Raw genomic sequence first — 21,132 nt, 5'->3', positions numbered from 1 at the left:
GGTGCAGGCGCCGGTGACGCGATCCCAGATCCGCACCGTCTCGTCGCTGCCGGTGGTGGCGAGCCATGTGCCGTCGGGGGAGATCGCCACCGAGCGCACCCAGGTGGTGTGGCCGGTGAGGGTGCTGGTGCAGGTACCAGTGGCGCGGTCCCAGATCCGCACCGCCCTGTCGCCGCTGGCGGTGGCGAGCCATGTGCCGTCGGGGGAGATCGCCACCGAGCACACCCGGTCGGTGTGGCCGGTGAGGGTGCTGGTGCGGGCGCCGGTGGCGCGGTCCCAGATCCGCACCGTCTGGTCGTCGCTGGTGGTGGCGAGCCATGTGCCGTCGGGGGAGATCGCCACCGAGCGCACCCGGTCGGTGTGGCCGGTGAGGGTGCTGGTGCAGGTACCAGTGGCCCGATCCCAGATCCGCACCGCCCTGTCGCCGCTGGCGGTGGCGAGCCATGTGCCGTCGGGGGAAATCGCCACCGAGCACACCCGGTCGGTGTGGCCGGTGAGGGTGCTGGTGCAGGTACCAGTGGCGCGATCCCAGATCCGCACCGCCCTGTCGCCGCTGGCGGTGGCGAGCCATGTGCCGTCGGGGGAGATCGCCACCGAATGCACCGGACTGGTGTGGCCGGTGAGGGTGCGTTGGAGGGCGTGGGCAGGCTGGTCGGGAAGGGGCCATTGAGCTGAGAGCAGTGGCCGCTGGGCGGATTCGTTCTGGCGAGCAACGATTTGATCGTGCCAGAGAGGGTGTTGCTGCAGGCGCCCGTGCAGCACGCCAGCGAGAAGGCGACCAGTACCGACGGGGGTGAGTAGGTGAGCGGCCTGAGCCACAGTACGGGCCAGCGTACGGGCGTGCGCAGTGCCGATTTGCGCGAGGTCGCTCCAGGGGGCGGTGGGGCCGCGTTGGCCGAGCCGGGCTTCCACCCATCGGATGTCGCTGGCCACCGCTTCGGCTTGGGTGCTGTGGCCACCTGCCCGGAGGTGCTCAATGAGGTGGTCTAGGAGGTAATCGTCTCTCAACTCCCACCAGGCATGGCCGGGGTCTGGGGCCGTGGGCGTAAGCGGTGTGGTAGGAGCCAGGGTCGCGGCCACGGCGTCGGTGAACCGGCCATGAAGCGTTGTGAGGGCGGCGGTGCCGAGGTCGGCGCGCAGGTAGTCCCGGATGACGTCGTGGAGGCCGATCCGGCCACCGTGGTTGGGGGTGAGGGTGATCAGGGATAGGTCTCGAAGCTTCCGCCATAGAGCCTGGATCTGTGTCTCGGTGAGCCCTGCTGTGGCTTGCCAGAGCAGGGCGACCAGGGAGACGGGGATGGCTTCGTCTTCGGCGAAGATGGCGAGTTCGGTGAAGCGGTCGGCTCCGCCAGGCGGTAGAAGCGAGGTCGCGGCTTCGATGCTGGCTCTGACGGCCTGGTTGCGTTCGTGTTGATCGTCGAGGCTCCAGGCGGTGCCGGGGTCGTCGACAATTGCGGGGCCATGCGCGCGCAATTGTTGCAGCACGGTGCGGGGCGCGTCGGCCGGGGTAGCGCCGGCAGCGATCTGTTCGGCGATGACCCGATTCGCCAGACGAAGCAACAGCGCCCAGCGGCCTGTCGCCTGCAGCAGGTCGTCGATCAGATCAGCGGGGATGGGCGGAAGGCGCCAGGTCAGCAGTGCCCGCGCCTGTTCGGCCGACATCTGGTCAACAAGGATCTGTACGGTGCCGGAGGGGAGGAGGTTCGGGTTGCGGGTGGTGATCAGACGTGTGCAGCGGCGGCCGCCGTACCGGAAGGGGGCCAGTTGTTCCTCTTCCCAGACATCGTCTAGGACGAGCAACATGCGAGGCCGCTGGTCTAGGAGCCGGCCCAGGTGCTGCCCGGCGAGGACGGGGTCGCTGAACTCTTCGGCATCTCCAGTGATGAACCGGGTCACCTCGGCGACCTTGGCCGCGATGGCAGCCCGGCCTCGAATGTCACGGCCGATGGAGACGGTGTAGATCCGGCGGCGGAAGAAGAACCGCACCCGCCAGTGGGCGCACACCGCCGTGGCGAGAGTGGTCTTCCCAAAGCCTCCGGCCCCTGAGAAGCCGGTGGTGATAGCTACGTGCCTGAAGCGCCAGCGTGTGACGGCGGCGACTGCCTGCGATGTCTCGGACCGCGCCACGACCCACTCCGGCACACTCTCAGGCCGCGGCGGAGGCGGGTCGTTTTGGCCGGCCGGAGGACGAACCTGCGCCCAGGTCACTAGGACGATGGGGATGACGGAGAGCCCCGCCAGGATCCCGACCGAGGGCCACGCATGCCGGAGCAGCTGGTCCAGGACACCCGGCCAGCGGGCCTGGTTGGTTGCCGCGTTGGCCGCAAGCGCCAACAGGGTCGATAGCAGGAAGCCGAGGACGGAGAGCCCCACCATGGCAACAGCGAACGCACGTCCTCGCATCTACTCCCCCAGTACACACGTCTGCCATGTATGGCACCCGGAGCGTACCGGCTGGTCGGCCACGAGACCTGTCTCGCGCCGCCAGGCGCAATGAGGTCGCCACCGAATGGCACCACGGGTCGGCGCTCATCGGGAGCCGAGATAACCCCCGAATTCGCGAATTCACTGAACTCGGAGAATTCGCGGTATACATTTTCGGCGCTGCAACGCATAGCTCGCCCCGAGGCGGCGGCACTCACGCGTCTGCGGCGGCAGATGCCCCGGTTTGTAACGGGCGGACCGGGGGACTCGGGCGGCACAGCTGGCACAGCTCCACGGTCGGCCGGGCCACATGGCCTGAGGCCTCCTCCGAGGTGAGGTCCTCGCCGCTGTCGATCCAGCAATCCATCCGGTGCAGGATCTGCCGCGGTGCCTGACCAGCGGCGGTGGGCAGGTGCTGCAACTTCCAGCCCGGGGCGGGGCCCGAGACCCAGGGTCGGTCCCCGGTCTCCACCTCGTACTCCTGCTCGCCAGCGCGGCGTAGCTGCACTGCTGCATGGGCCTCGATGATCCGCAGCCAGGCACGGTCGGCGGGCAGATCTGGGTACAACGGGACAGGTGCGTCGCGCTGCTCGCGGATCCGGGCGATCAGGCGGAGCAGGTGCGCCTCGATGACGCGGAGCTCATCTGGATCGGTGGGCAGGTCCTCGTGCACGTCGCTCCGTCGAGTCAGGCACTGCGACGGCGGTGGGCGAGTGGCGCCCAAGTGAGAGCGCCAGGGCCGAACCGGGCGATCACCTGGTCGACGACGGGGTCCAGGCGGTGGCCGGCCTCGCGCTCCGGGTCGAGGCTCAGCTGCACCGAGGCCCCCTCGGCGCCGCTCAGTTGCTCGGCGCGGACCGAGATGCCGCGCACCCGGGCCCGCTGCAGCCCCAGGCGTTCAAACAACTGCGCCGCAGCCAGGCGCAGGTCGTCGCTGTAGGCGGTGGCCTCGCGCAGCGTCCGGGAGCGGCTCACGCTGCTGCCGCCGGCGAACGCGACGCCGAGCGTGAGCACGCGGGCGACCTGGCCGCGCTCGCGCAGCTGGTGCGCGACATCCAGCACGGCGTGCAGAATCTCGCGTTGGACCAGGCCCGGGTCGATCGTGTCAGCGTCCAGGCCCCGCTGCATGCTGATGGTCTGCGGCAGGGCGGTGGCGACCACCGGCCGCAGGTCGATGCCCCGCGCCCGCTCGTGCACCAGGCGCGCAGGCGTCCGGCCCTCGAGGACCCGCTGAAGGGTTTCCAGCGGCACGCGGGCCACCTGCCCGACGGTGCGCAGGCCGAATCGCTCCAGGGTGGCGGCCTGCGCCGGGCCGACCCCGTACAGGCTGCGGACCGGCAACGGGTCAAGGAACGCTCGGACCGCCCGGTGGTCGTCCGGGACGACGCGGATGCCGCCTCGGCCCGGATGCGCAGAAGCCATCGCGGCCAGCGCCCACGAGCTTGCCACACCCACCTGCAGCGGCAGCCCAAGGGCGCCGAGAGCGCGGGTCCTGATCCGCACCGAGAGCTCATAAGGAGTGCGGTCCCAGTACCGCGTGGCGCCAGCGACGTCGGCGAGTGCCGCAGCCGACGGCAGCGGCTGCACCACCGGCGTGACATCCCCCAGCAGCACGAGCAGCTCCCGATAGGTGGGCTCGGGAAGCCAGCGATCCACCACCCGCACATGCAGAACATGCGCGCCCTGCTCGGCGCGACGAGCGTCTTCGTCCATGGTCACCGCCTCCCTCACACCCATATTCGCACAGATTTTCGAATGAGGGCCAGTGGCTCACCGTGGATCCACCCTCACGGGTGAACGCAGGAACCTGCAGGTGACAGCGCCGGACCAGGCCCGGCATAGCTACCACTGGGCGGCGTGGCAGGCTGGTGGGCATGTGCGGCCGCTATGTCTCCACCCGACGCCCCGACGACCTGGTCAAGCAGTTCCGGGTCACCGAATGGAACCCTGAAGCGCTCGTGGCGCCGAACTGGAACGTGGCCCCGACCAACCTGGTATCGGCTGTCATGGAGGGTGTCGACCGGGAGACCGGCGCGCTGGAGCGGCAGCTGCGGCCGCTGCGGTGGGGCCTGGTCCCGTCCTGGGCCAAGGATCCCGCGATCGGCTCGAAAATGATCAACGCCCGCATGGAGACCGTCCACGAGAAGCCCGCCTACCGCCGCGCCTTCACCCGGCGCCGCTGCTTGCTGCCGGCCGACGGCTTCTACGAGTGGGTCCCGGTCCCGGCCACCGAGGACAGGAAAGCGCACAAGCAGCCCTACTTCATCAGCCCAGAGGGCAGTGACCAGGGCATGGCCTTCGCGGGCCTGTACGAGTGGTGGCGCAACAAGGAGGTCGCCGGTGACGACGCCCCGGACGCCTGGCTGGCCACATGCACGATCATCACCACCGAGGCCACCGACGCAGCCGGCCGAGTCCATCCCCGGATGCCGCTGTCCATCGCAGCCGCCGACTATGACGCCTGGCTCGACCCCGAGCACCAGGACGTCGACGAACTCCGCGCCCTCCTGACCACGCCCGCCGACGGCCACTTGTCGGTCCGACCCGTGTCCTTGAAGGTCAACAGCGTTCGGAACAACGGGCCCGGTCTTCTGGATGCTTTCGAGCCCGCGGGCTGAGCACAAGGCGACAGGCGCTGGAGTTGTCTCCCGGCTATCCGGGAAGAGTCCTACCCGGCTGTCCTGGGCTTGGGCCGAACCCATCCTGGGCTCGGTTCGGGCAGGTACAGGTGCGGCAAGGGCGCGCCGTCGTCCGCGTCGAGGGGGAGTACGGGCAGGTGGTGGCCCGCCTCCGTGGCATGGGTGCAGTGCCAGCGCAGCACGGACGTGACGAGTTCGGGATGCAGGCGGTGGGTTCCCCGGAACTCAGCGCACCGAGCAACCACCTCCCTCGAGGAAGTGAGAGGGGACCGCCCGACCGAGGTCGTCGCGGAGTGGGCCGTGCAAATTGGACGGTTCGGGCAGACTGATGTCCAGGGGCTGGCGGGAACCAGAGATGTGCAGGGACAGGCGCTGCCCCTCGTTCCAGGTCACCCTGTGGATTGTGTCGGCACGGATGAGCTCAATTGATGTCTGCACCCACACGTCACGCCTGCTCATGCATGAGAGTCATCCCATCTTGAAGCCCCGGTGGGGCGATGGGTACAGCGCACCAGCTGGTCACAGGCTGCTCGCCTGGGCAGCTAGCACTCGCGGCCGGCCGTAGCGGTCGGACCCCCGTCGGGGACTCGGCCCCGCTGAGCAGGGCAGAGGCTCATGGCAAGTCTGGCAGTCCGCCAGCCCGAGCAGACGCGGAAGCGGCAGCATCACCCGTTCGTGGGAATCTGGCCCTTGCTCACGGCCTTCACACCGCCTGGACGATCAGCCTGACGGCGAGTTCAGCGGGGCGTCTGGATGAGGCGCAGAATCAGCCTCTTGCCGTCCTCATCGACCTCTACCAAGCACAGGCCACGGCCGTCTCCGAAAGAGACGATTCTGGCGGCCACTGACTCTTGGGGGAGGGCGGGAAGTCGGGAAGGGTCGGCAGCGGCCACCAGGAGGGCTGCGTCGAGGGAGCGCCGGGCCCACGGCTGCATCCGCTGCAGGTCGTCGGCGACCTCGGCGCTGATGTCGATCTCGAAGGGCACGACGTCAGGCTATGGCCGCAGGGACGGTGCGAGTGCCCGAACGGCCGCATCCGGCAGTACCGGCGGGCGTTCGGCACGGCCGGCCCGCTCGTCCCCGATACGCCGGGCCATAGCGAGTAGGGCGGGGTAAGCGAGGGCTCGCGCGCGCGCGTCCCAGTCAGCCAAGGCCTTGCCGATGAGGTGGAGAGGCGTGCTGTCGATTTCCTCGTTGAACGCAGCCCGGTGCTCAGCAGGGAGGGCGGCGCGCACACTGCGGATCGTGGGCTCGACCTGAGGCGCAGGGCCTGTCTCCGCGGGCTGGGCGCTCATGCTGTCCTCCGACGGGAATCACCATCCGTGATTGGGAGGGTATCCGGGGAGAGCGGCAGTGTGCCAGCACACCGGCGGATTGGTGCCTCGCCTCCCTCCCGGCAGGCGCGGACACGGGGGCGATGGCGGCGTGGGGAAGCGTTCCGAGCGCGAGGACGGTGTTCCTGGTCGCTCTTTGTGCTACCCAGAGCAGGCGGTAGCAGTGTCGTCCGCCGCTACCTCCCAAGAGCAGCATGCCGGCGGCGCCTGGTGCAACCGGCCGAGGGGCCCCAGACTTTTTCGTCCTCGCGGGCGAGCTCGGCGGCAGCTCGGTCGCGCTGCTCGGGCAAGGCGGGGTATGCGCAGGCTGGCGCAGGCCTGACGAGACTGCGGGGCCACAGCGCAGCGTGACCCCGAGCCGATGACCACCACCTTCATCGCTTACCTTCAATTCCACCCCGGCGGCCCGACCGTCACCGGAAGCTGGGACAACCACGACACGGCGCTGCGCGCCTACCGAGGCTACGTCGGTCTCTACGGCGACCCCTCGACCGAGGTGACCATCGAGCTGCTGGAGGAGACCGACGGCCACCGAAAGGTCCTCAAACCATCACCGACGACAAGCAGCTGACGGACAAGGTGCTGTCAGCTCATCTTGCCACTCTCGGGATGACAGGCCGCGGCGGTGCCCCGGTCAGCCCTTCCACCCTGCGCCGCTACCTGCCCGCGTTCCGGATCTACGCCGTCTGGCACGAGCACCTGGAGCGCGACGGCGTCGCCCCGGACGAGTACCTCCTGGCGCAACTGCTCACCGCGCGCGGGATCGTCGCCCAGTACGGCGCCATCTACACGCCCGGCAAACTCGAGCCGTTCGTGGCAGACTTCCCGCGCCGCCGTGCTGCACTCGCGGCCGACCAGATGCTGAGCGACGCCTGATCGTCGAACACGCATTTGGCGGGTGTGGTGTCGGTCGCTTACAAGGGACATACCAGACGCATCGGATGAAGCGCCGTATGACCGACGGGGCAAGCCCCGCTCCCCGCGCCAACGCCGCCTTGGCCCGCGACTGCGAACACTGCCGCGGATGGGGAACCATTGTCACCGACCTCGGCCACCACGAACTCTGCCCGCACTGCCAGCCCGCGGGTGAGCAGCAGACCGCGCCGGCACTACCGCACACCACCCGACCCCCAGGCGGAGCCGCCTCGCCGGGCCGGCGGGCCCGCCGCATGCAGCGGGGACGCGTCGGCTGACATCCCCTCGAGCGCCGAAGGGGCTCCTGCCGCCATAACGGCGGCAGGAGCCCCTTCGCTTGTACCGACTACCAGCCCAGATCGCCGAAGCCCCAGGCGGTGTCACCAGCGGCTCACATGCTGGCGCTCATGGTTCTCTTCCGCAGGTCAGGAGCACGCGTTATGCCGATCATGGTTGTCCTGTCATCGGCTCATCACGATCACATGCCCGCTTTGAGGATCGCGCCGGGGGGACTTGCGCCCTTCCTGAGGAGCGCAAGCGGATCTAATCTGACTGCCCGGTCAACGCTCTTGAGGACGGAGGCATCGTGCTGACGGCTGGACCGAGCAGACTCGGCGAACCGCAAGCTGTTGAAGCCACTCAATTCGTCGCAGCTCCGTTCCTTGGAGGTGTGGCTCTTGCGACGATTGGCGTGGTCGGTGCTGACGGCCCGAACTTCCGGTGGCCTGGGCCGGCCATGCTCGCCCTGACAGCGTCTGCCGTACTCTTCCTGGCCAGTATCGAGATAGCAGTGCGTGCTCGCGCGTTCCTCTACAACATGGACGACGTCAAGACGTGGTTCGGAAGCGAGGAAGAGCCCAGAACTCAGGACCGTGCATGGCGGCAGCGCGACGATTTCATGATCTGGTACCGGCTGACCCGCTGGTCAACACTTGCCTATCGACTGGGCCTAGTGCTGTTGGGCGTCGGGGCCGTCGGAATCTTGGCGCCCCCGGAACACGCCTCGGCGGCACATACGGCATGTCGATGGGCTGCCACCGCACTCTGGTGCCTCGCCCTCATCGCTTACGGACTGTGGTCATGGTGGCTCATGCGCCGCGCGCCGTTGACTGACGCCCGCCGCTATCTCGGAGCAACCACGTCGGACTGATCGGGTAGGGCTCAGCTCGGTGCGTCGTTCCTACCCCTGTACGCCCTGAGGAGATCTGCCCGTGCTTGAGCTTCTCCCCTCGGCGGCCGGTCGGCCCACGCGGCCAGCACCCGGGACACCGCGGCGCACACCGCCTGCACGTGCACTGACAGGTCCTCGTCCAGGGCGTTGTACCCGCCGTCGGAGCGGTTCGGGCCGGTCACGACGGCCGTCCCATACAGCCCGTACGGCAGCTCGGTGCCGCGCCAGGTGCTGGCCAGCGCCCACACGGCGACGTTGAGCTGCCGGGCCGGGCTGAGGGAGCCCTGGCCATGGACGTGGATGAGGGCGCGCCGGTGGTAGACCGCGCCGTCGACGGCGCCACTGAGCAGAGCGCGCAACACCTGGCGTGCCCTGGTGGAGTCCTCCGGCAGTTCGAACGACTCCACCACTCCAGTGACTTCAAGCCGCAGTGCGGCGACCATGACTTACCTCCCCCGTATCGGAGTTACGCTGATCTGCAGTGGGTGTCGGCCGCGTTCCCCCCCTCGCGGCCGGCACCCGCTTCGCGTGTCGTGTCAGGCGCCGCCGGGTGCGGCCGCCAGGTCCCCGGATTCCTCCAGCACTGCGGCGATGGCGTGCTTGGTGCGCGCGTCCATGGAGATGTCGTAGGCCCGGGTGACCTCGGTGACCCGCGCCACCGCTTTGCGGGCCCCCGAGTGATTGCCGGCGGCTTGCTCGATCGCGATCCAGTCGCGGTAGAGGACCTCGGCGGTCTCATCGATGTCCAAGCCCCGCAGCACCGCGCCCCGGGCCGCGTCCCAGTCCGGCGCGTCACCTGCGCAGTGCCAGGCAGCGAGCGTGTGCACGACGTCGACGATGCGAGACAGCATCTCCTGCTGCACTGACACCGCCCACGGATACTCCTGCCCGTCGAAGGGCCGGCCGCGAACCAGCGCGAGCGCGGCTTCCAGGTCCGCCATGCCCGCCACCGGGCCCGCGGCAAGGCCCCGGGTCGCGAGGTCCTGGAAGGTCGCCCAGTCCGAGCGGACCGACGCGTCGAACGCGTAGCCCGACCCTGCTCTGGGCCGGGGCAGGTACGGCTGGTCGTCCGGGGCGGCTCCGAGGCGGGCCCGGATCTCCGACAGCCGCGACTGCAGGGTGCGAGTCGTCCACGGCGAGGCCGGGTCCATAAACGTGCACAGCGCGTCGGCGTTCCTCCCGGGCTTGAGGTAGATCAGCGCCGCGAGCGTCTCCAACCGCGGGCCATGCCCGGAGCCGGTGATCCCGGACACCTGCAGAGAGCCGAGCACATTGATCTGCGGAGCCTGCGGGCCGGACGGCTCAGGCATCGAGGCCACCTCACCGGCAGCGCTGATGGCCTCCCCGCTGTCCGCAGCGATGGCGTCGTCCTGGTTCTCGGGCTCCGCAGCCGAGTCCGTGCCGGACGGTGAGGGCGCCTTAACCAGGTGGATCCGGCCCGGGTCGGCGGTCGCCAGCAGAGCCGGGAACGGACTGTCCGCCTCGGCGGCCGCGCCGGCGTCATCGGCGGTCGGGTGCAGCAACATGGGATGCGGAGCAGGCCGCGCGGTCGCGGCAGCGTGAGCATGGTCCTCGGCGAGCTGCCAAGCGCCCTTCGCACGTGCCGCGGGCTGATCCACGACGTCGAGAGCGTGGACCAGTTCCCGGTACTGCTCATCCGACAGCCGCTGCAACTCCACCGGGCCAGACGCCAACTGAGGGACGATTGCCGTCGTAGTCCCGGCGACGGGAACGGTGCTGGCGTCGGGGAAGGCCTGCCGTGTCGCCGGGGTCTCGGGCAGGACCACGGTGACCGGCAGGTGCCGGGCGGCGGCGATCGCGTCGGCGAGCTGCCAGACCTGCTCGGGATCGACATCGGCCGCACAGATAAGGATCCACGGCAGCGGCTCCACCGCCTGGTCCTCGCCGTGCTGATACACCTCCACCAGCAGCGCGCCGAGATCGGAGACCACCGATGACAGATGCGGCATCGCCTGCAACCGGCCCTTCGGCAACAGCCCCGCCAGACGGCTTCCCAGACCCACGGTCAGGACCTCGGTGTGGTCGCTCCACGCACTGGTGCCCGCCTCCAACGCCAACGCCCGGCCCACGGCCAGAACATCCTCCGGCGCACCGTCCAGCAGCAGACCACCGGTCTGGAAGAGGTTGACCAGCACCAGGTCGCCGGACTCGGCCGCGCCCAGCGTGACCAGCCCCGGATACGGTGCGGGAACCTCCCGAGCCTGCTCCGCCGGCAGCAGCGGCAGACCGCCGTCCAGCACCCACACCCCGGCCGACTGACTCGCGGTGAACGGCGGGACCGGGGCCTCGGGATCGTCGACGACCAAATGCACCGCGCCGGACGCGGTGACCCGGGCACCCTCCACCACCGGCACCCGGTCTCCGGACTCGGCCGCACGGTGGGCCAGCGTGCGCAGCACGATGTCGAGCAGCGCGATGTCGGCCGGTTCACCCGCGGCCTGCAGGACCTGCTCGGTCCGGGTCGGGTCGTCGTCGATCGCAATGGTCTCGCCCGCCCGACGGTGGCGCTGCTGCAGAATCCGCCGCACCCCCAGCGCCGCCGTCAGCAACGCGGCCAGCAACGCACCGATCCCGGCAATCAGCACGACCTGCCGCTCCATGCCGGAATCTGTCGCGGTGTCAGCGCGCCCTGCCGGGGCGAAGGCTGCGGAGGGCGACGGCGAGGGAGCGGCCGACGGCGAGGCGGCAGATGTCTCAGCCGCGGAGGGCGGCCCGGACCGTGGCGACTCGGTCGGTTCGGTGTCTGCGCTGGCGTGTGTCGGACGTGCGTGTCCAGCAGTCCTGTCCGGTACCGCGGTCTCGGCCGGGCGCGAGGGCTCCGCCGCCGGGGGCGTGGACGTCGGCAGCGACGTCTCCCCGTTCGGCGGTGCGACCGCGGACGGTGTTGCGGCCGCTGTAGAGGGTGCCGCTTGCGGTGCCGTGGAGGGACTCGCCGTATCGCCGTGGGGCCGTCGCTGTTGGTCGCGTTTCGGCCTGGTGTGGCGTTGGGGTCGGGGGTGGACACGATCAGCACCCTCTCCCCGGGCACCAGAGGCGTCGCGGGAAGCTGGGACGGCTTCACGCTGACGCCGACCAGCTGCTCTCCGGCTCCGATCAGGGACTGGTCGGTGACCTGGGACAGCGCGAGCAGCGATCCCGCCTTCAAGTCGGTCGCTGCGCGCTGCCCAACCAGCCCGCCGGCTCGGGAGGCATTCACGGACCGCACAGCAGGGTCCAGAGCGATCGACGCCGTGGCGAGGTCGGCTTCGGTGATGCGGGTGCCGACCGGTACGTCCCGGGCGACGACGACCACGGGGGTGCGGTGACCAGAGCTGGAGTACAGGACGGCCCCGGACAGGCCCCCGGCGGCGATCAGCGCGACCGACAAGGCGATCAAGCCGGGGCGGCGCCGGCGTTGCCGGACCATCCGCGGTGCGGCGACCGGCCCGGTCGGCGGCGATGCCGGGGGAGTCGCGCCGGCCGCGCCGGAAGGGGATCGTGTGGTGGTGGGGTTCACGATGGGTGCCTCCTGCTGTTGGGAGGTCAGCGGGTCATTGGCCGAGGACCTGGACTTCGCCGACGCGCAGCTGGACCTGGGATGAGCGGGTGGTGGTGAGGTCGCCGCGTTGTCCGCCGCCGGCCCAGTGCACGTCCCACGTGGCGGTCGCGGTCACCCAGAACACGTCGCCCTTACCGACGTCGGAGGTGGTGGCGTAGCGGTAGCCGCAGCTGGGTGAGTCCTTCGCGCCTTCCGACTCTGTGTAGGGGGTGCCGGCCCCGCAGGTGACGCTGTGGCCGTCGCCCATGTCCCACACGATCTTCCACACGTGCGCCGTCGCGGTCACCGTGATTCCGCCTGCGGTCACCGACTCCGCCGCCGGGCCCCAGGTGCGGGGGCTGGTGCGGTTCCACAGCCACACCGGCATCCCGACTACACCCGTCTTGCCGGGCTCGGGCACGATCCCGATGTCCGGGCCGTCGATCGGCAGCCGCTTGACGGCCTCGGCGGCGAGCTGAGCCGGGTCAACACCGCCGCCCATGCCCGGCGGCGGCGCGGCCCGCCACTGCACCGGCGGCCCCTCATCGGGGCAGTACGCGTCGTACACGGCGCCGTCACCGGGCTTGTGGCCCTGCCAGGCCGGGTCCCCGGCCGGCGGCTGCGGCTCCATGACCTTGAAGTAGCAGTTCGGGCTCCACCACCCCAGATCCTTGAGGTAACAGGGCAGCTCCACGTTGAGCAGGGTGTCCTCGCACCTGCGGGAACCGTTGCTGCCCCCTGATCCCTTGTCGCCGTTCGTCGGGCCGCCGGGCGTGCCGGGCACGGTCACCCCGACCGAGCAGTCGCCGATGGCGGGGCAGACCACCCCGTTGTCGGCGGCAGCCGGACTGACCGATCCAAGTACGAGACCACCCGCCGCGGCGGCGGCCGCCAGCATCCGCCTCAGCACGTCGGGTCCCGCGCGGCGGTGCTGTCGGTAACCACCCACCGGGTCCCGATCGTGCGGAGCTTGGAGTTCACCACATACCGCTGGGCCTGGTTCGGGGCCGCCACGCTCCGGCCAGTGGCCTTCTTCACCGGCGTCCAGTTCGTGTCGTCCCAGCAGACCGCCAGCGTCGCGCGATGCGGGCTCACCGACAGATCCACTGTGGTCCTGGTGACGCTGAAGGTGGGCTTGCCATTGGTGACGATGCCATTGGCCGATTGATCAGCAGCGTCTTCTTGCCGTCGGCGAGGACCTGACCCGAGGCGTAGTGCTCGATGTCCGTGCCCTCGAACGTGGCCTCCGCGAACCCGGCGGTCTCCGCATCGACCAGCCCCTGGAACGCAGCCGCAACCTTGTCCTTGGCGGCCGCGGTCGGATCCGGCGAAACGGCGGCAACCTTCGACGCCGCGGCCTTGGCGGTACTCGGTGCTGCGGCCGGCTCGGCGGAGTCCTTGCCACCGCCGCAGGCGGCCAGGACGACCCCCGCGAACACGACGGCCGCCACTACTGCTCCCTGACGGGCCTGGCGGTTCTGACGGCGGCACTGGTCGGTGGTGCTCGGCACGGACGGCCTCCCCCTGGCATCGGCTGCGTAACCTTGGGCGACGCCCGACGCTGACGCGCGCTCACCGGGACGGTGCCTCCCGGGACAGCAGCCCATCATGCGGCGGGTGCCGCGGTGCGACATACGACGCACCGTACGGCTCCAACTCACCGCCTCCAATAGGGATCATGAGCGTGCTGACCCATCTCATCCGCCTTTGCTCCCGTATGCGGGGCGGTGAATTTTCACGGCACGTCACCATTGATTTCAGTGAGTGAAATCGCAGTCCCGTCATGGCGTCCCGCCGGTCCGGCAGGGGCACTTGCTGGCCCGGCCGTCCTCACCGGTGACCCAGCCGTACTCACAGCTCGCGTAGTACGTCACCGGCCCGGCGCGCGCCCCGACCTGCGGCGGAACCCCTCGCCCCCGCTTGGTATGCGTGATTCCCGGCGGCCCGAGTGGCCATGACCGGCCCGCCAAATCCAACAGCACCGACGCCGGCACCACGGCAACCGCCTACTGGCCCGCCAGCGGCGCCGGAGTCTGAGGCCGCCGTCAGCCTGTTCGACGGGCCCGGTTGGCGCGGTCATCTGCGAGGGTCTCTCGTTCAGCTGTGGGCAAGGCCTGTCGACTGCGGTGGGTGGTGGTTGCCTGGGGCTCCGAATGATCGGATTTCAGGTTCAAACCATACGCAAAATGGCCATATCAGGTTTCCCTTCGCTTTACCTTTTGATTGGATGTAAGTCTCCTTTTGTGATGCGTTGTTGAGTTTTCTATTTGACGCGTGCGCTACAAAGGTAAAAAGTGCACCAGTCCTGCACTTTGCGATCTATTGACCTTTGAGAGTCAAGTGTGCGGCGCTAGTTCCTTGGGAACTTGGCCGTAACGCTGCTGGTCAGACCGCTGTTGGAGGGGCTTAAGAAGGTTTTCTGGGCCCCGGTGGGAACCCCGTGTCTGCGGCGAGATAGTTCTTTCCTTCCTGATCCCCATGGGGATCTCTTGAAGGAGATGTGATGGTTTTCTGGTTCAAGGATGGGCCGCCTGGCCCGTTCAGCCCTGCCTCGCCTGGGGCGAGCAGACGCCTGCGGCGCATAGCTGGGGTTGTGTCCCTGGTGCTGGCGGTTGAGACGGCCCTGGTGGTGGAGTCCACCGGGCAGGCGGTGGCGCTGGAGCAGCAGGCGCCCACGGCTACCGCTACGGCCAGGGCCGAGGGCCCGGCTCAGGCGCAGGATGAGGCGTCAGCAGTGCTGATGGCCCGACTGCAGGACCGGAAGATCGAGGTGCTGTCGGCGCGGACGTCGGATTCCACGACGTGGGCTCTGCCGAGCGGTGAGCTGCAGACTGCGGCCTATGCCGGGCCGGTTAGGGTCAAGCAGGACGGTACGTGGCAGGACATCGACACGTCGCTGTCCGACACCGGCACGTCGCTGACCCCGCAGGCGGCGGCCGCGGACATCGCGGTCTCCGATGGCGGTGACACGGCGCTGGCGTCGGTGGCCAAGGGCGACAAGTCCTTCGGCCTGGGCTGGCAGGACGAGCTCCCCACCCCGCAGGTGAAGGACGACACCGCCTCCTACGACCTGGGCGAAGGTCAGACGCTGACGGTGACCGCGCTGCCGCAGGGCTTCTCGCAGAATGTGGTCCTGGATCAGCAGCCGGACGGCCCGGTGTCCTACCGGATCCCGCTGGACCTGGACGGGCTGAAGCTGTCGCAAGCCGATTCGGGGCACCTCCTGCTGAAGGACTCCGACGGGAAGCTGGTGGCCGAGGCGCCGGCGCCGATGATGTGGGACTCCACCAAGAACGAGGTCTCCGGTGAGCCGGAGCACCAGGCCCGCGTCGCCACGAAGATTGAAACCGGTGACGACGGCCGCCAGACGCTGGTGCTGACCCCGGCGGCGGACTTCCTGGCCACCGCGACGTACCCGGTGACGGTCGACCCCACGTCCACGCTGGCCGAGACCACCGACACCTGGATCCAGACCCCGGACTACGAAGACTCCCAGGTCTCCTCCACGGAGCTGAAGTCGGGCACCTACGACGCCGGCGGCCACATTGCCCGCTCGTACCTGATGTTCGATGTGGCGAAGTTCAAGGGCAAACACATCACCGACACCAACCTTGCCCTGTACTCGTACTACGCCTCAACCTGCTCCACCACCGGAGCCGGAACCCAGATCCGCCGGATCACCACCAGCTGGTCATCCTCGACCGTGACCTGGCACACCCAGCCGTCGACCACGGCCACGGGCGCGGTGACCAACAAGGCAGCCCTGGGCTGGAACTCCTCCTGCCCCGCCGGCACGATGAACTTCGACATCGACACCATCGTGCAGGCCTGGGCCGACGGCTCGGCCAACTACGGCCTCCAGGTCCGCAGCGCGGATGAGACCGATACGCTTACCTGGCGCCGTTTCCGTTCGGCGAACTACAACTCCGGCGTCGACGGAGCCACCGAGCCGCACCTGACGGTCACCTACAACTCCTACGCCACCACCGCCTCGACGGCGATCCAGCCGAGCGTGCTGAACGCCTACAACGGCAAGCGCTACGTCACCTCGCTGACCCCGACCCTGTCGGCCAAGGTCACCGACGCCGACGGGTCCACCGTCAAGGGCCAGTTCGAAGTCACCCCGAACCCGGCGTACGCAGACACCACCTACACCTACACCGGCACCAGCGCCTCGGTGGCCTCCGGCTCCACGGCCAAGCTCACCATCCCTTCGGCCAACGCCTTCCCGGCAACCACCCATCTGCAATTCAGGGTGCGCGGGTACGACGGCACCGACTACGGCGCCTGGTCCGGCTACACGCCCTTCTCCATGAACACCGGCATGCCCGCCGCACCGACCGTCGTGTGCGACACCTACGGGCAGGACACCTGGACGCCCAAGGCTTCCGGTCCGGTGACCTGCACCCTGGACACCACTGCCACGGACGGCATGGGCTTCAAGTGGGGCCTGGACGACCCGTCCCTGCCCAAGCGAGTGGACGACACCACCGACGGCTACGGCGGCGACCCGCTGACCGTGTCCATCAGCCCCGCCGACGGCTGGCACGACCTGTACGCCCAAGCCGTCGACTCCGGCGGCAACCTCTCCACCACCGTCACCAAGTACAGCTTCGGCGTCGGCTCCGACGGCGCCGGCCTGCTCACGCCGGGTAACGGCGACACCAGCGCCCGCAGGCTGAGCCTGACATCCAAGGGCAAGACCAGCTACACCGGTGTGACCTACCAGTACCGGCGCGGTGAGACCGACACCTGGCACACCGTCCCCGTCAGCGATGTCACCAAGACCACAGGCGGCTCTGTCGATGCCTGGCCGCTGCAGGTCACAGGTGGCGCCCCGGCAGGGCTGACCTGGAATGTGACCTCGTCCCTGACGCAAGACGGCCCGATCGACATCCGCGCGGCTTTCACCGATGGCACCACCACCGGCTACAGCCAGTCCGTCACGGTCACGATAGACCGCAACGCAGGCACCGCCCCGAGCGAGGACATCGGCCCGGGTTCGGTGAACACCCTCACCGGTGACTTCACGCTCTCGGCCAGCGACGCCTCCGGCTTCGGCCTGTCCGCCTCGCGTACCGCCTCCTCGCGGCGCCCGACAGCGGGTGCCAGCACCGAGGGCCAGGTGGCGATTTACGGCCCTCAGTGGACCTCCGGTACCACCGCGGAGCTGACCGATTCCGACTGGACCAACGTCCACAAGACCTCGACCACCTCGGTGGCCCTCGCCGACGTCGACAGCCTGGACACCGGCTTCACCGCCACCACCTCCGGTGGCTGGAAGCCTGAGCCGGGCTCCGAGGACCTGACGCTGACCAGCAAGGACAGCACCGGCAAGGCCACCAACGACCTGACCAAGGCCCAGGACTTCACCCTGAAGGACACCGAGGGAACCACGACCACGTTCACACGGGTCGACCCTTCGACGTCCACCTGGGTGGTCTCCAGCACCTACCTGCCGACCGACAACTCCACCACCAAGGTGGTCTCCGAGAAGGTCGTCTCCGGCAGCGTCACCCTCGCCCGCCCGAAATACCTGATCGCCCCGACCACGGCCGTCTCCGCCGCCACATGCGAGACCACGCCCTCAACCAAGGGCTGCCGGATGCTGGAATTCGTCTACGCGACCTCCACCACCGCCACCGCCTCGGCGCTGGGCGACTACACCGGCCGCGTCAAGCAGATCAAGCAGTGGGCCACTGACCCCGGCGCGGCCGCCGCGACGGCCACCGTGGTCGCAAACTACGCCTTCGACGACTCCGGCCGGCTGCGCGAGGAGTGGGACCCTCGGATCACACCTGCGCTGAAGACCGCCTACACCTACGACAGCGCTGACCGCGTCACCACGCTCACCCCGCCCGGCGAACTCCCCTGGACACTGGCCTACAAGGGCGGCACCGGCGAGGACAGCGGCAAGCTGTGGTCCGCGTCCCGGCCGAACCTGAAGGCGGGCAGCAAGTCAGAGGCCGACGGCACCACCGCGACCACCAGCGTCGTCTACGACGTGCCGCTGACCGGGTCCAAGGCCCCCAACCAGATGGGCACCTCCGACGTGGCCGCCTGGGGCCAGACGGATGTACCGGCCGACGCCACGGCCGTCTTCCCCGCCGACTCCATCCCGGCCTCAAACGTTGCTTCGGACCTGACTGCAGGCGACTACACACGGGCGACCGTGACCTACACCGATGCCTCCGGCCGTGAAGTCAATGCCGCCACGCCCGGTGGGCACATCACCGCCACCGAGTACGACTCGTTCGGCAACACCGTCCGCGAGCTGACCGCGGGCAACCGTGAGCTGGCCCTGGCCACCAGCGCCCCCCTTCTGGACGAACTGAACAGTCTGGGCATCGACGGCCAGAGCCAGGCCGAGCGCGCCGAGCAGCTGTCCACACGCTCGGTGTACTCCGCCGACGGGCTTCGGCAGCTCGAGGAGACGGGCCCGCTGCACCAGGTCACCCTGACCACGGCGCTGAAGGCCGGCAGCGGCGGCACCGACCTGCCCGCCGGCACCGGCGGGCCCGCTCGCTCGCACACGGTGAACACCTACGACGAGGGCCGCCCCACCGACGGCACCGCGACCGTCGAAAACCAAGTCACCACCGTGAAGTCCGGAGCGTTCGTGGAGGGCTACCCCTCTGACGGGGACGTGCGCACGACCAAGACGGAGTACGACTGGGTGAAGGGCCTGCCCACCAAGCAGATCACCGACCCGGCAGGGCTGGCGCTCACCACAGCCACGTCGTACGACGCGCAGGGCCGGGTGTTCAAGACCAGCCTGCCCAAGTCCACCGGGACCGACGCCGGCGCCACCGTGACCACCTACTGGTCGGCCACCGGCACGGGCGCCTGCAACGGACGCCCCGAATGGGCCGACCAGGTCTGCTCCACCGGACCTGCCGGTGCGATCACCGGCGGCGGCTCCAACCCCAGCCAGCTGCCCACCACGACCATCGAGTACGACCGGTGGGGCAACATCGCCAAGATCACCGAGACCGCCAACGGCTCGACCCGCACCACGACCTCGACCTACTACACGGACGGCCGCGTCAAGACCGTCAGCATCACCGGTGGCGCAGGCACCGCAGTTCCGGACACCACCACCACGTACGACCCCGACAGCGGCGACGTGGCGACCGTGACCGCGGGCGGCCAGACCATCGGCCACAGCTACGACCAACTGGGACGGGAGATCTCCTACAGCGACGGCGCCGGCAACACCACGACCACCGCGTATGACGCGCTGGGCCGGCCGGTGAAGACAACCGACTCCGCCCCGTCGACCACCACCTACACCTACGACACAGCCAAAGACCCCCGTGGCCTGGAAACCTCCCGCACCGACTCCGTCGCCGGAACCTTCTCGGCGACCTACGACGCGGACGGTGACCTTGCCACCCAGGCCCTGCCCGGCGGCTACACCCTCACCTTCGGCCAGGACGAGAGCGGCCAGGAGACCTCCCGGGTCTACACCCGCGACAGCGGCAACCTCCTCGTTGCCTCCGACACCGCCGACCACTCCGTCCAAGGCCAGGTCGTCGCCGCGACCGGATCCAACGGCCAGACCCGCGACCGCGCCTACACCTACGACGCTGCGGGCCGCCTGACCCGCGCCGACGACACCGCCCCGGACGGGTCCTGCACCCGACGGGACTACACCTTCGACAACAACACCAACCGCACCGCCCTGGCCGTCGTCACCAGCGACGTCGACACGGCCTGCACCTCCACCGGCGCGACGACCACGTCCTACACCTACGACAGCGCCGACCGGCTAACCACGGCTGGCACCATCTACGACGCATTCGGCCGCACCACCACCCAGGCCGGCGGCGCCACCATCGGCTACTACGCCAATGACCTGGTCCGAAACCAGACCTCCGGCACCAGCCGGCAGACCTGGACGCTCGATGCGGCAGGCCGCCTTGCTGCCTGGACCACCGAAACCAACACCAGCGGCCCCTGGACCCAGACCGCATCCAAGACCAACCACTACGGCGGCGACGGCGACAGCCCCGACTGGACCCAGGAGAGCGCCAGCAGCCTGAGCCGCAACGTCCAGGGCATCAGCGGAGACCTCGACGCCACCACTAGCGCAACCGGCAACGTCGTCCTCCAGCTGACCGACATCCACGGCGACACCACCGTCCAGCTCCCCCTGGATACCGCACAGCCGCCGGTTGCCCTCGCCTACGACGAATACGGCAACCCCGAAGAGGGCACAAGCGCCACTCGATACGGCTGGCTCGGTAGCAAGCAGCGCTCCAGCGAAACCGTCACCGGCGCGACCCTCATGGGCGCCAGGCTCTACGACTCGACCACCGGACGCTTCCTGTCCGTGGACCCTGTCCCCGGCGGCAGCGCCAACGCCTACGAATACTGCAGCGGCGACCCCATAAACCACTACGACCTCGACGGCAATAGTTGGTGGGGTAAGTTCAAAAGGTCCCGGTACGGAAGATTCGTCAAGAAGCACAGGAAGGCTTTTGCCTGGGGCGCCGGAATTGCTCTTGGTGTAATTGGTGGCGCGTGTGTCGCCGCCACTGCGGGGATCTGTGCCGGTGCAGGAGGGCTTCTCATCGGCAGCGCATTCGGTGCTGCAGGAGGAGCGGCGCAGTACCGGATAGGCAGCACGCACCGAACCAGGCGCGGATACGCGACCAAGATGGCTTACGGAGTCGCTGGCGTCTTTTCGCGCGGCGCATACGGCAGGTGGCGCGGAGCCGGTGCGAAGGGGACAGCGAAGCGCTGGATCGATGGCTTCAGGAGGGAAAAGAACTTTGGGAAGCATCGCAGGAAGGTCTGGGGACACTGGGGATTCGGTACACGTTGGGGCTGATCAGCCAAGCGGTAAAATAGCCGACTAGCTGGCTAGGTATCCTTAGGGGGTGGGCGGTTAAGTGCTTCCTCCGCCCACCCCCCTCCAAGAAACGGTAATGTATGTCTGCAAAAATTCAGATCGCTGGAGCGGTTCTCGCCTTCTGTGCCGTGATGGCGTTCGGATGGCGGGGGCTACTGGTAGTGGTTGGACTTACAATCATAGAGGAGTCCCTTAGGCGGTACGTGGAACGTCGCAAAACAAAGCGATCTCAAGGTCAAACATAGTCTTACTGA

Annotated in this window: 15 protein-coding genes; 5 read left to right on the top strand and 10 right to left on the bottom strand. The window is 68.9% G+C overall.

What is annotated here, in order from left to right; translation table 11 throughout:
- The 3 genes from ACFV3E_RS42490 to ACFV3E_RS42480 form a co-directional block, all read right to left on the bottom strand.
- Nucleotides 1-2,376: NB-ARC domain-containing protein (locus ACFV3E_RS42490; protein ID WP_500541288.1), on the bottom strand; the 2,376-nt coding region annotated here is incomplete at its 3' end.
- Between the two features lie 262 nt (nt 2,377-2,638).
- Nucleotides 2,639-3,097, bottom strand: coding sequence for a DUF6233 domain-containing protein (locus tag ACFV3E_RS42485; RefSeq protein ID WP_500541286.1), 459 nt, complete (start codon nt 3,095-3,097; stop codon nt 2,639-2,641).
- A gap of 14 nt (nt 3,098-3,111) precedes the next feature.
- Nucleotides 3,112-4,137 carry a DNA polymerase Y family protein gene (locus ACFV3E_RS42480; protein WP_500541284.1) on the bottom strand — a complete coding sequence of 342 codons (1,026 nt, stop codon included), beginning with the start codon at nt 4,135-4,137 and terminating at the stop codon, nt 3,112-3,114.
- 161 nt (nt 4,138-4,298) lie between these two features.
- Here ACFV3E_RS42480 and ACFV3E_RS42475 point away from each other — a divergent pair, with 161 nt between their 5' ends.
- Nucleotides 4,299-5,042 carry an SOS response-associated peptidase gene (locus ACFV3E_RS42475; RefSeq protein ID WP_500541282.1) on the top strand — a complete coding sequence of 248 codons (744 nt, stop codon included), beginning with the start codon at nt 4,299-4,301 and terminating at the stop codon, nt 5,040-5,042.
- Nucleotides 5,043-5,800: 758 nt separating this feature from the next.
- Here the strand turns inward: ACFV3E_RS42475 and ACFV3E_RS42470 are convergent.
- Nucleotides 5,801-6,049: a hypothetical protein gene (locus ACFV3E_RS42470; RefSeq protein ID WP_500541280.1), complete on the bottom strand. Its 249-nt coding sequence runs from the start codon at nt 6,047-6,049 to the stop codon at nt 5,801-5,803.
- A gap of 709 nt (nt 6,050-6,758) precedes the next feature.
- Here ACFV3E_RS42470 and ACFV3E_RS42465 point away from each other — a divergent pair.
- The 3 genes from ACFV3E_RS42465 (at nt 6,759) to ACFV3E_RS42455 (ending at nt 8,462) form a co-directional block, all read left to right on the top strand.
- A complete protein-coding gene (locus tag ACFV3E_RS42465; RefSeq protein ID WP_500541278.1) occupies nt 6,759-6,968 on the top strand; it encodes a hypothetical protein in 210 nt (69 codons plus the stop codon).
- A 38-nt stretch (nt 6,969-7,006) separates the two neighbouring features.
- Complete coding sequence (locus ACFV3E_RS42460; protein WP_500541276.1) at nt 7,007-7,273, top strand: hypothetical protein; 267 nt, start codon at nt 7,007-7,009, stop codon at nt 7,271-7,273.
- A 709-nt stretch (nt 7,274-7,982) separates the two neighbouring features.
- A complete protein-coding gene (locus ACFV3E_RS42455; protein ID WP_500541274.1) occupies nt 7,983-8,462 on the top strand; it encodes a hypothetical protein in 480 nt (159 codons plus the stop codon).
- 11 nt (nt 8,463-8,473) lie between these two features.
- Here the strand turns inward: ACFV3E_RS42455 and ACFV3E_RS42450 are convergent, their stop codons facing one another.
- The 6 genes from ACFV3E_RS42450 to ACFV3E_RS42425 form a co-directional block, all read right to left on the bottom strand.
- Complete coding sequence (locus ACFV3E_RS42450; RefSeq protein ID WP_500541272.1) at nt 8,474-8,926, bottom strand: hypothetical protein; 453 nt, start codon at nt 8,924-8,926, stop codon at nt 8,474-8,476.
- Nucleotides 8,927-9,019: 93 nt separating this feature from the next.
- Nucleotides 9,020-11,104, bottom strand: a complete 2,085-nt coding sequence (locus ACFV3E_RS42445; protein WP_500541270.1) for an AfsR/SARP family transcriptional regulator — start codon at nt 11,102-11,104, stop codon at nt 9,020-9,022.
- Nucleotides 11,083-11,910, bottom strand: a complete 828-nt coding sequence (locus ACFV3E_RS42440; RefSeq protein WP_500541294.1) for an SAF domain-containing protein — start codon at nt 11,908-11,910, stop codon at nt 11,083-11,085. The genes ACFV3E_RS42445 and ACFV3E_RS42440 overlap by 22 nt, the downstream gene beginning before the upstream one ends.
- 124 nt (nt 11,911-12,034) lie before the next feature.
- The gene (locus ACFV3E_RS42435) at nt 12,035-12,931 is read right to left on the bottom strand and encodes an ATP/GTP-binding protein (protein ID WP_500541268.1); all 897 of its coding nucleotides are present in this window, start codon (nt 12,929-12,931) and stop codon (nt 12,035-12,037) included.
- Nucleotides 12,925-13,116, bottom strand: coding sequence for a hypothetical protein (locus ACFV3E_RS42430; RefSeq protein ID WP_500541266.1), 192 nt, complete (start codon nt 13,114-13,116; stop codon nt 12,925-12,927). The genes ACFV3E_RS42435 and ACFV3E_RS42430 overlap by 7 nt, the downstream gene beginning before the upstream one ends.
- A complete protein-coding gene (locus ACFV3E_RS42425; protein ID WP_500541264.1) occupies nt 13,113-13,532 on the bottom strand; it encodes a hypothetical protein in 420 nt (139 codons plus the stop codon). The genes ACFV3E_RS42430 and ACFV3E_RS42425 overlap by 4 nt, the downstream gene beginning before the upstream one ends.
- 992 nt (nt 13,533-14,524) lie before the next feature.
- Between ACFV3E_RS42425 and ACFV3E_RS42420 the strand changes: the two genes are divergently transcribed.
- Nucleotides 14,525-20,857 carry a DNRLRE domain-containing protein gene (locus tag ACFV3E_RS42420; RefSeq protein ID WP_500541262.1) on the top strand — a complete coding sequence of 2,111 codons (6,333 nt, stop codon included), beginning with the start codon at nt 14,525-14,527 and terminating at the stop codon, nt 20,855-20,857.
- Nucleotides 20,858-21,132 lie beyond the last annotated feature (275 nt).

The organism is Streptomyces sp. NPDC059718 (assembly GCF_042733315.1).
Lineage (GTDB): Bacteria > Actinomycetota > Actinomycetes > Streptomycetales > Streptomycetaceae > Actinacidiphila.
This window is presented reverse-complemented; position numbering and strand designations above follow the sequence as displayed.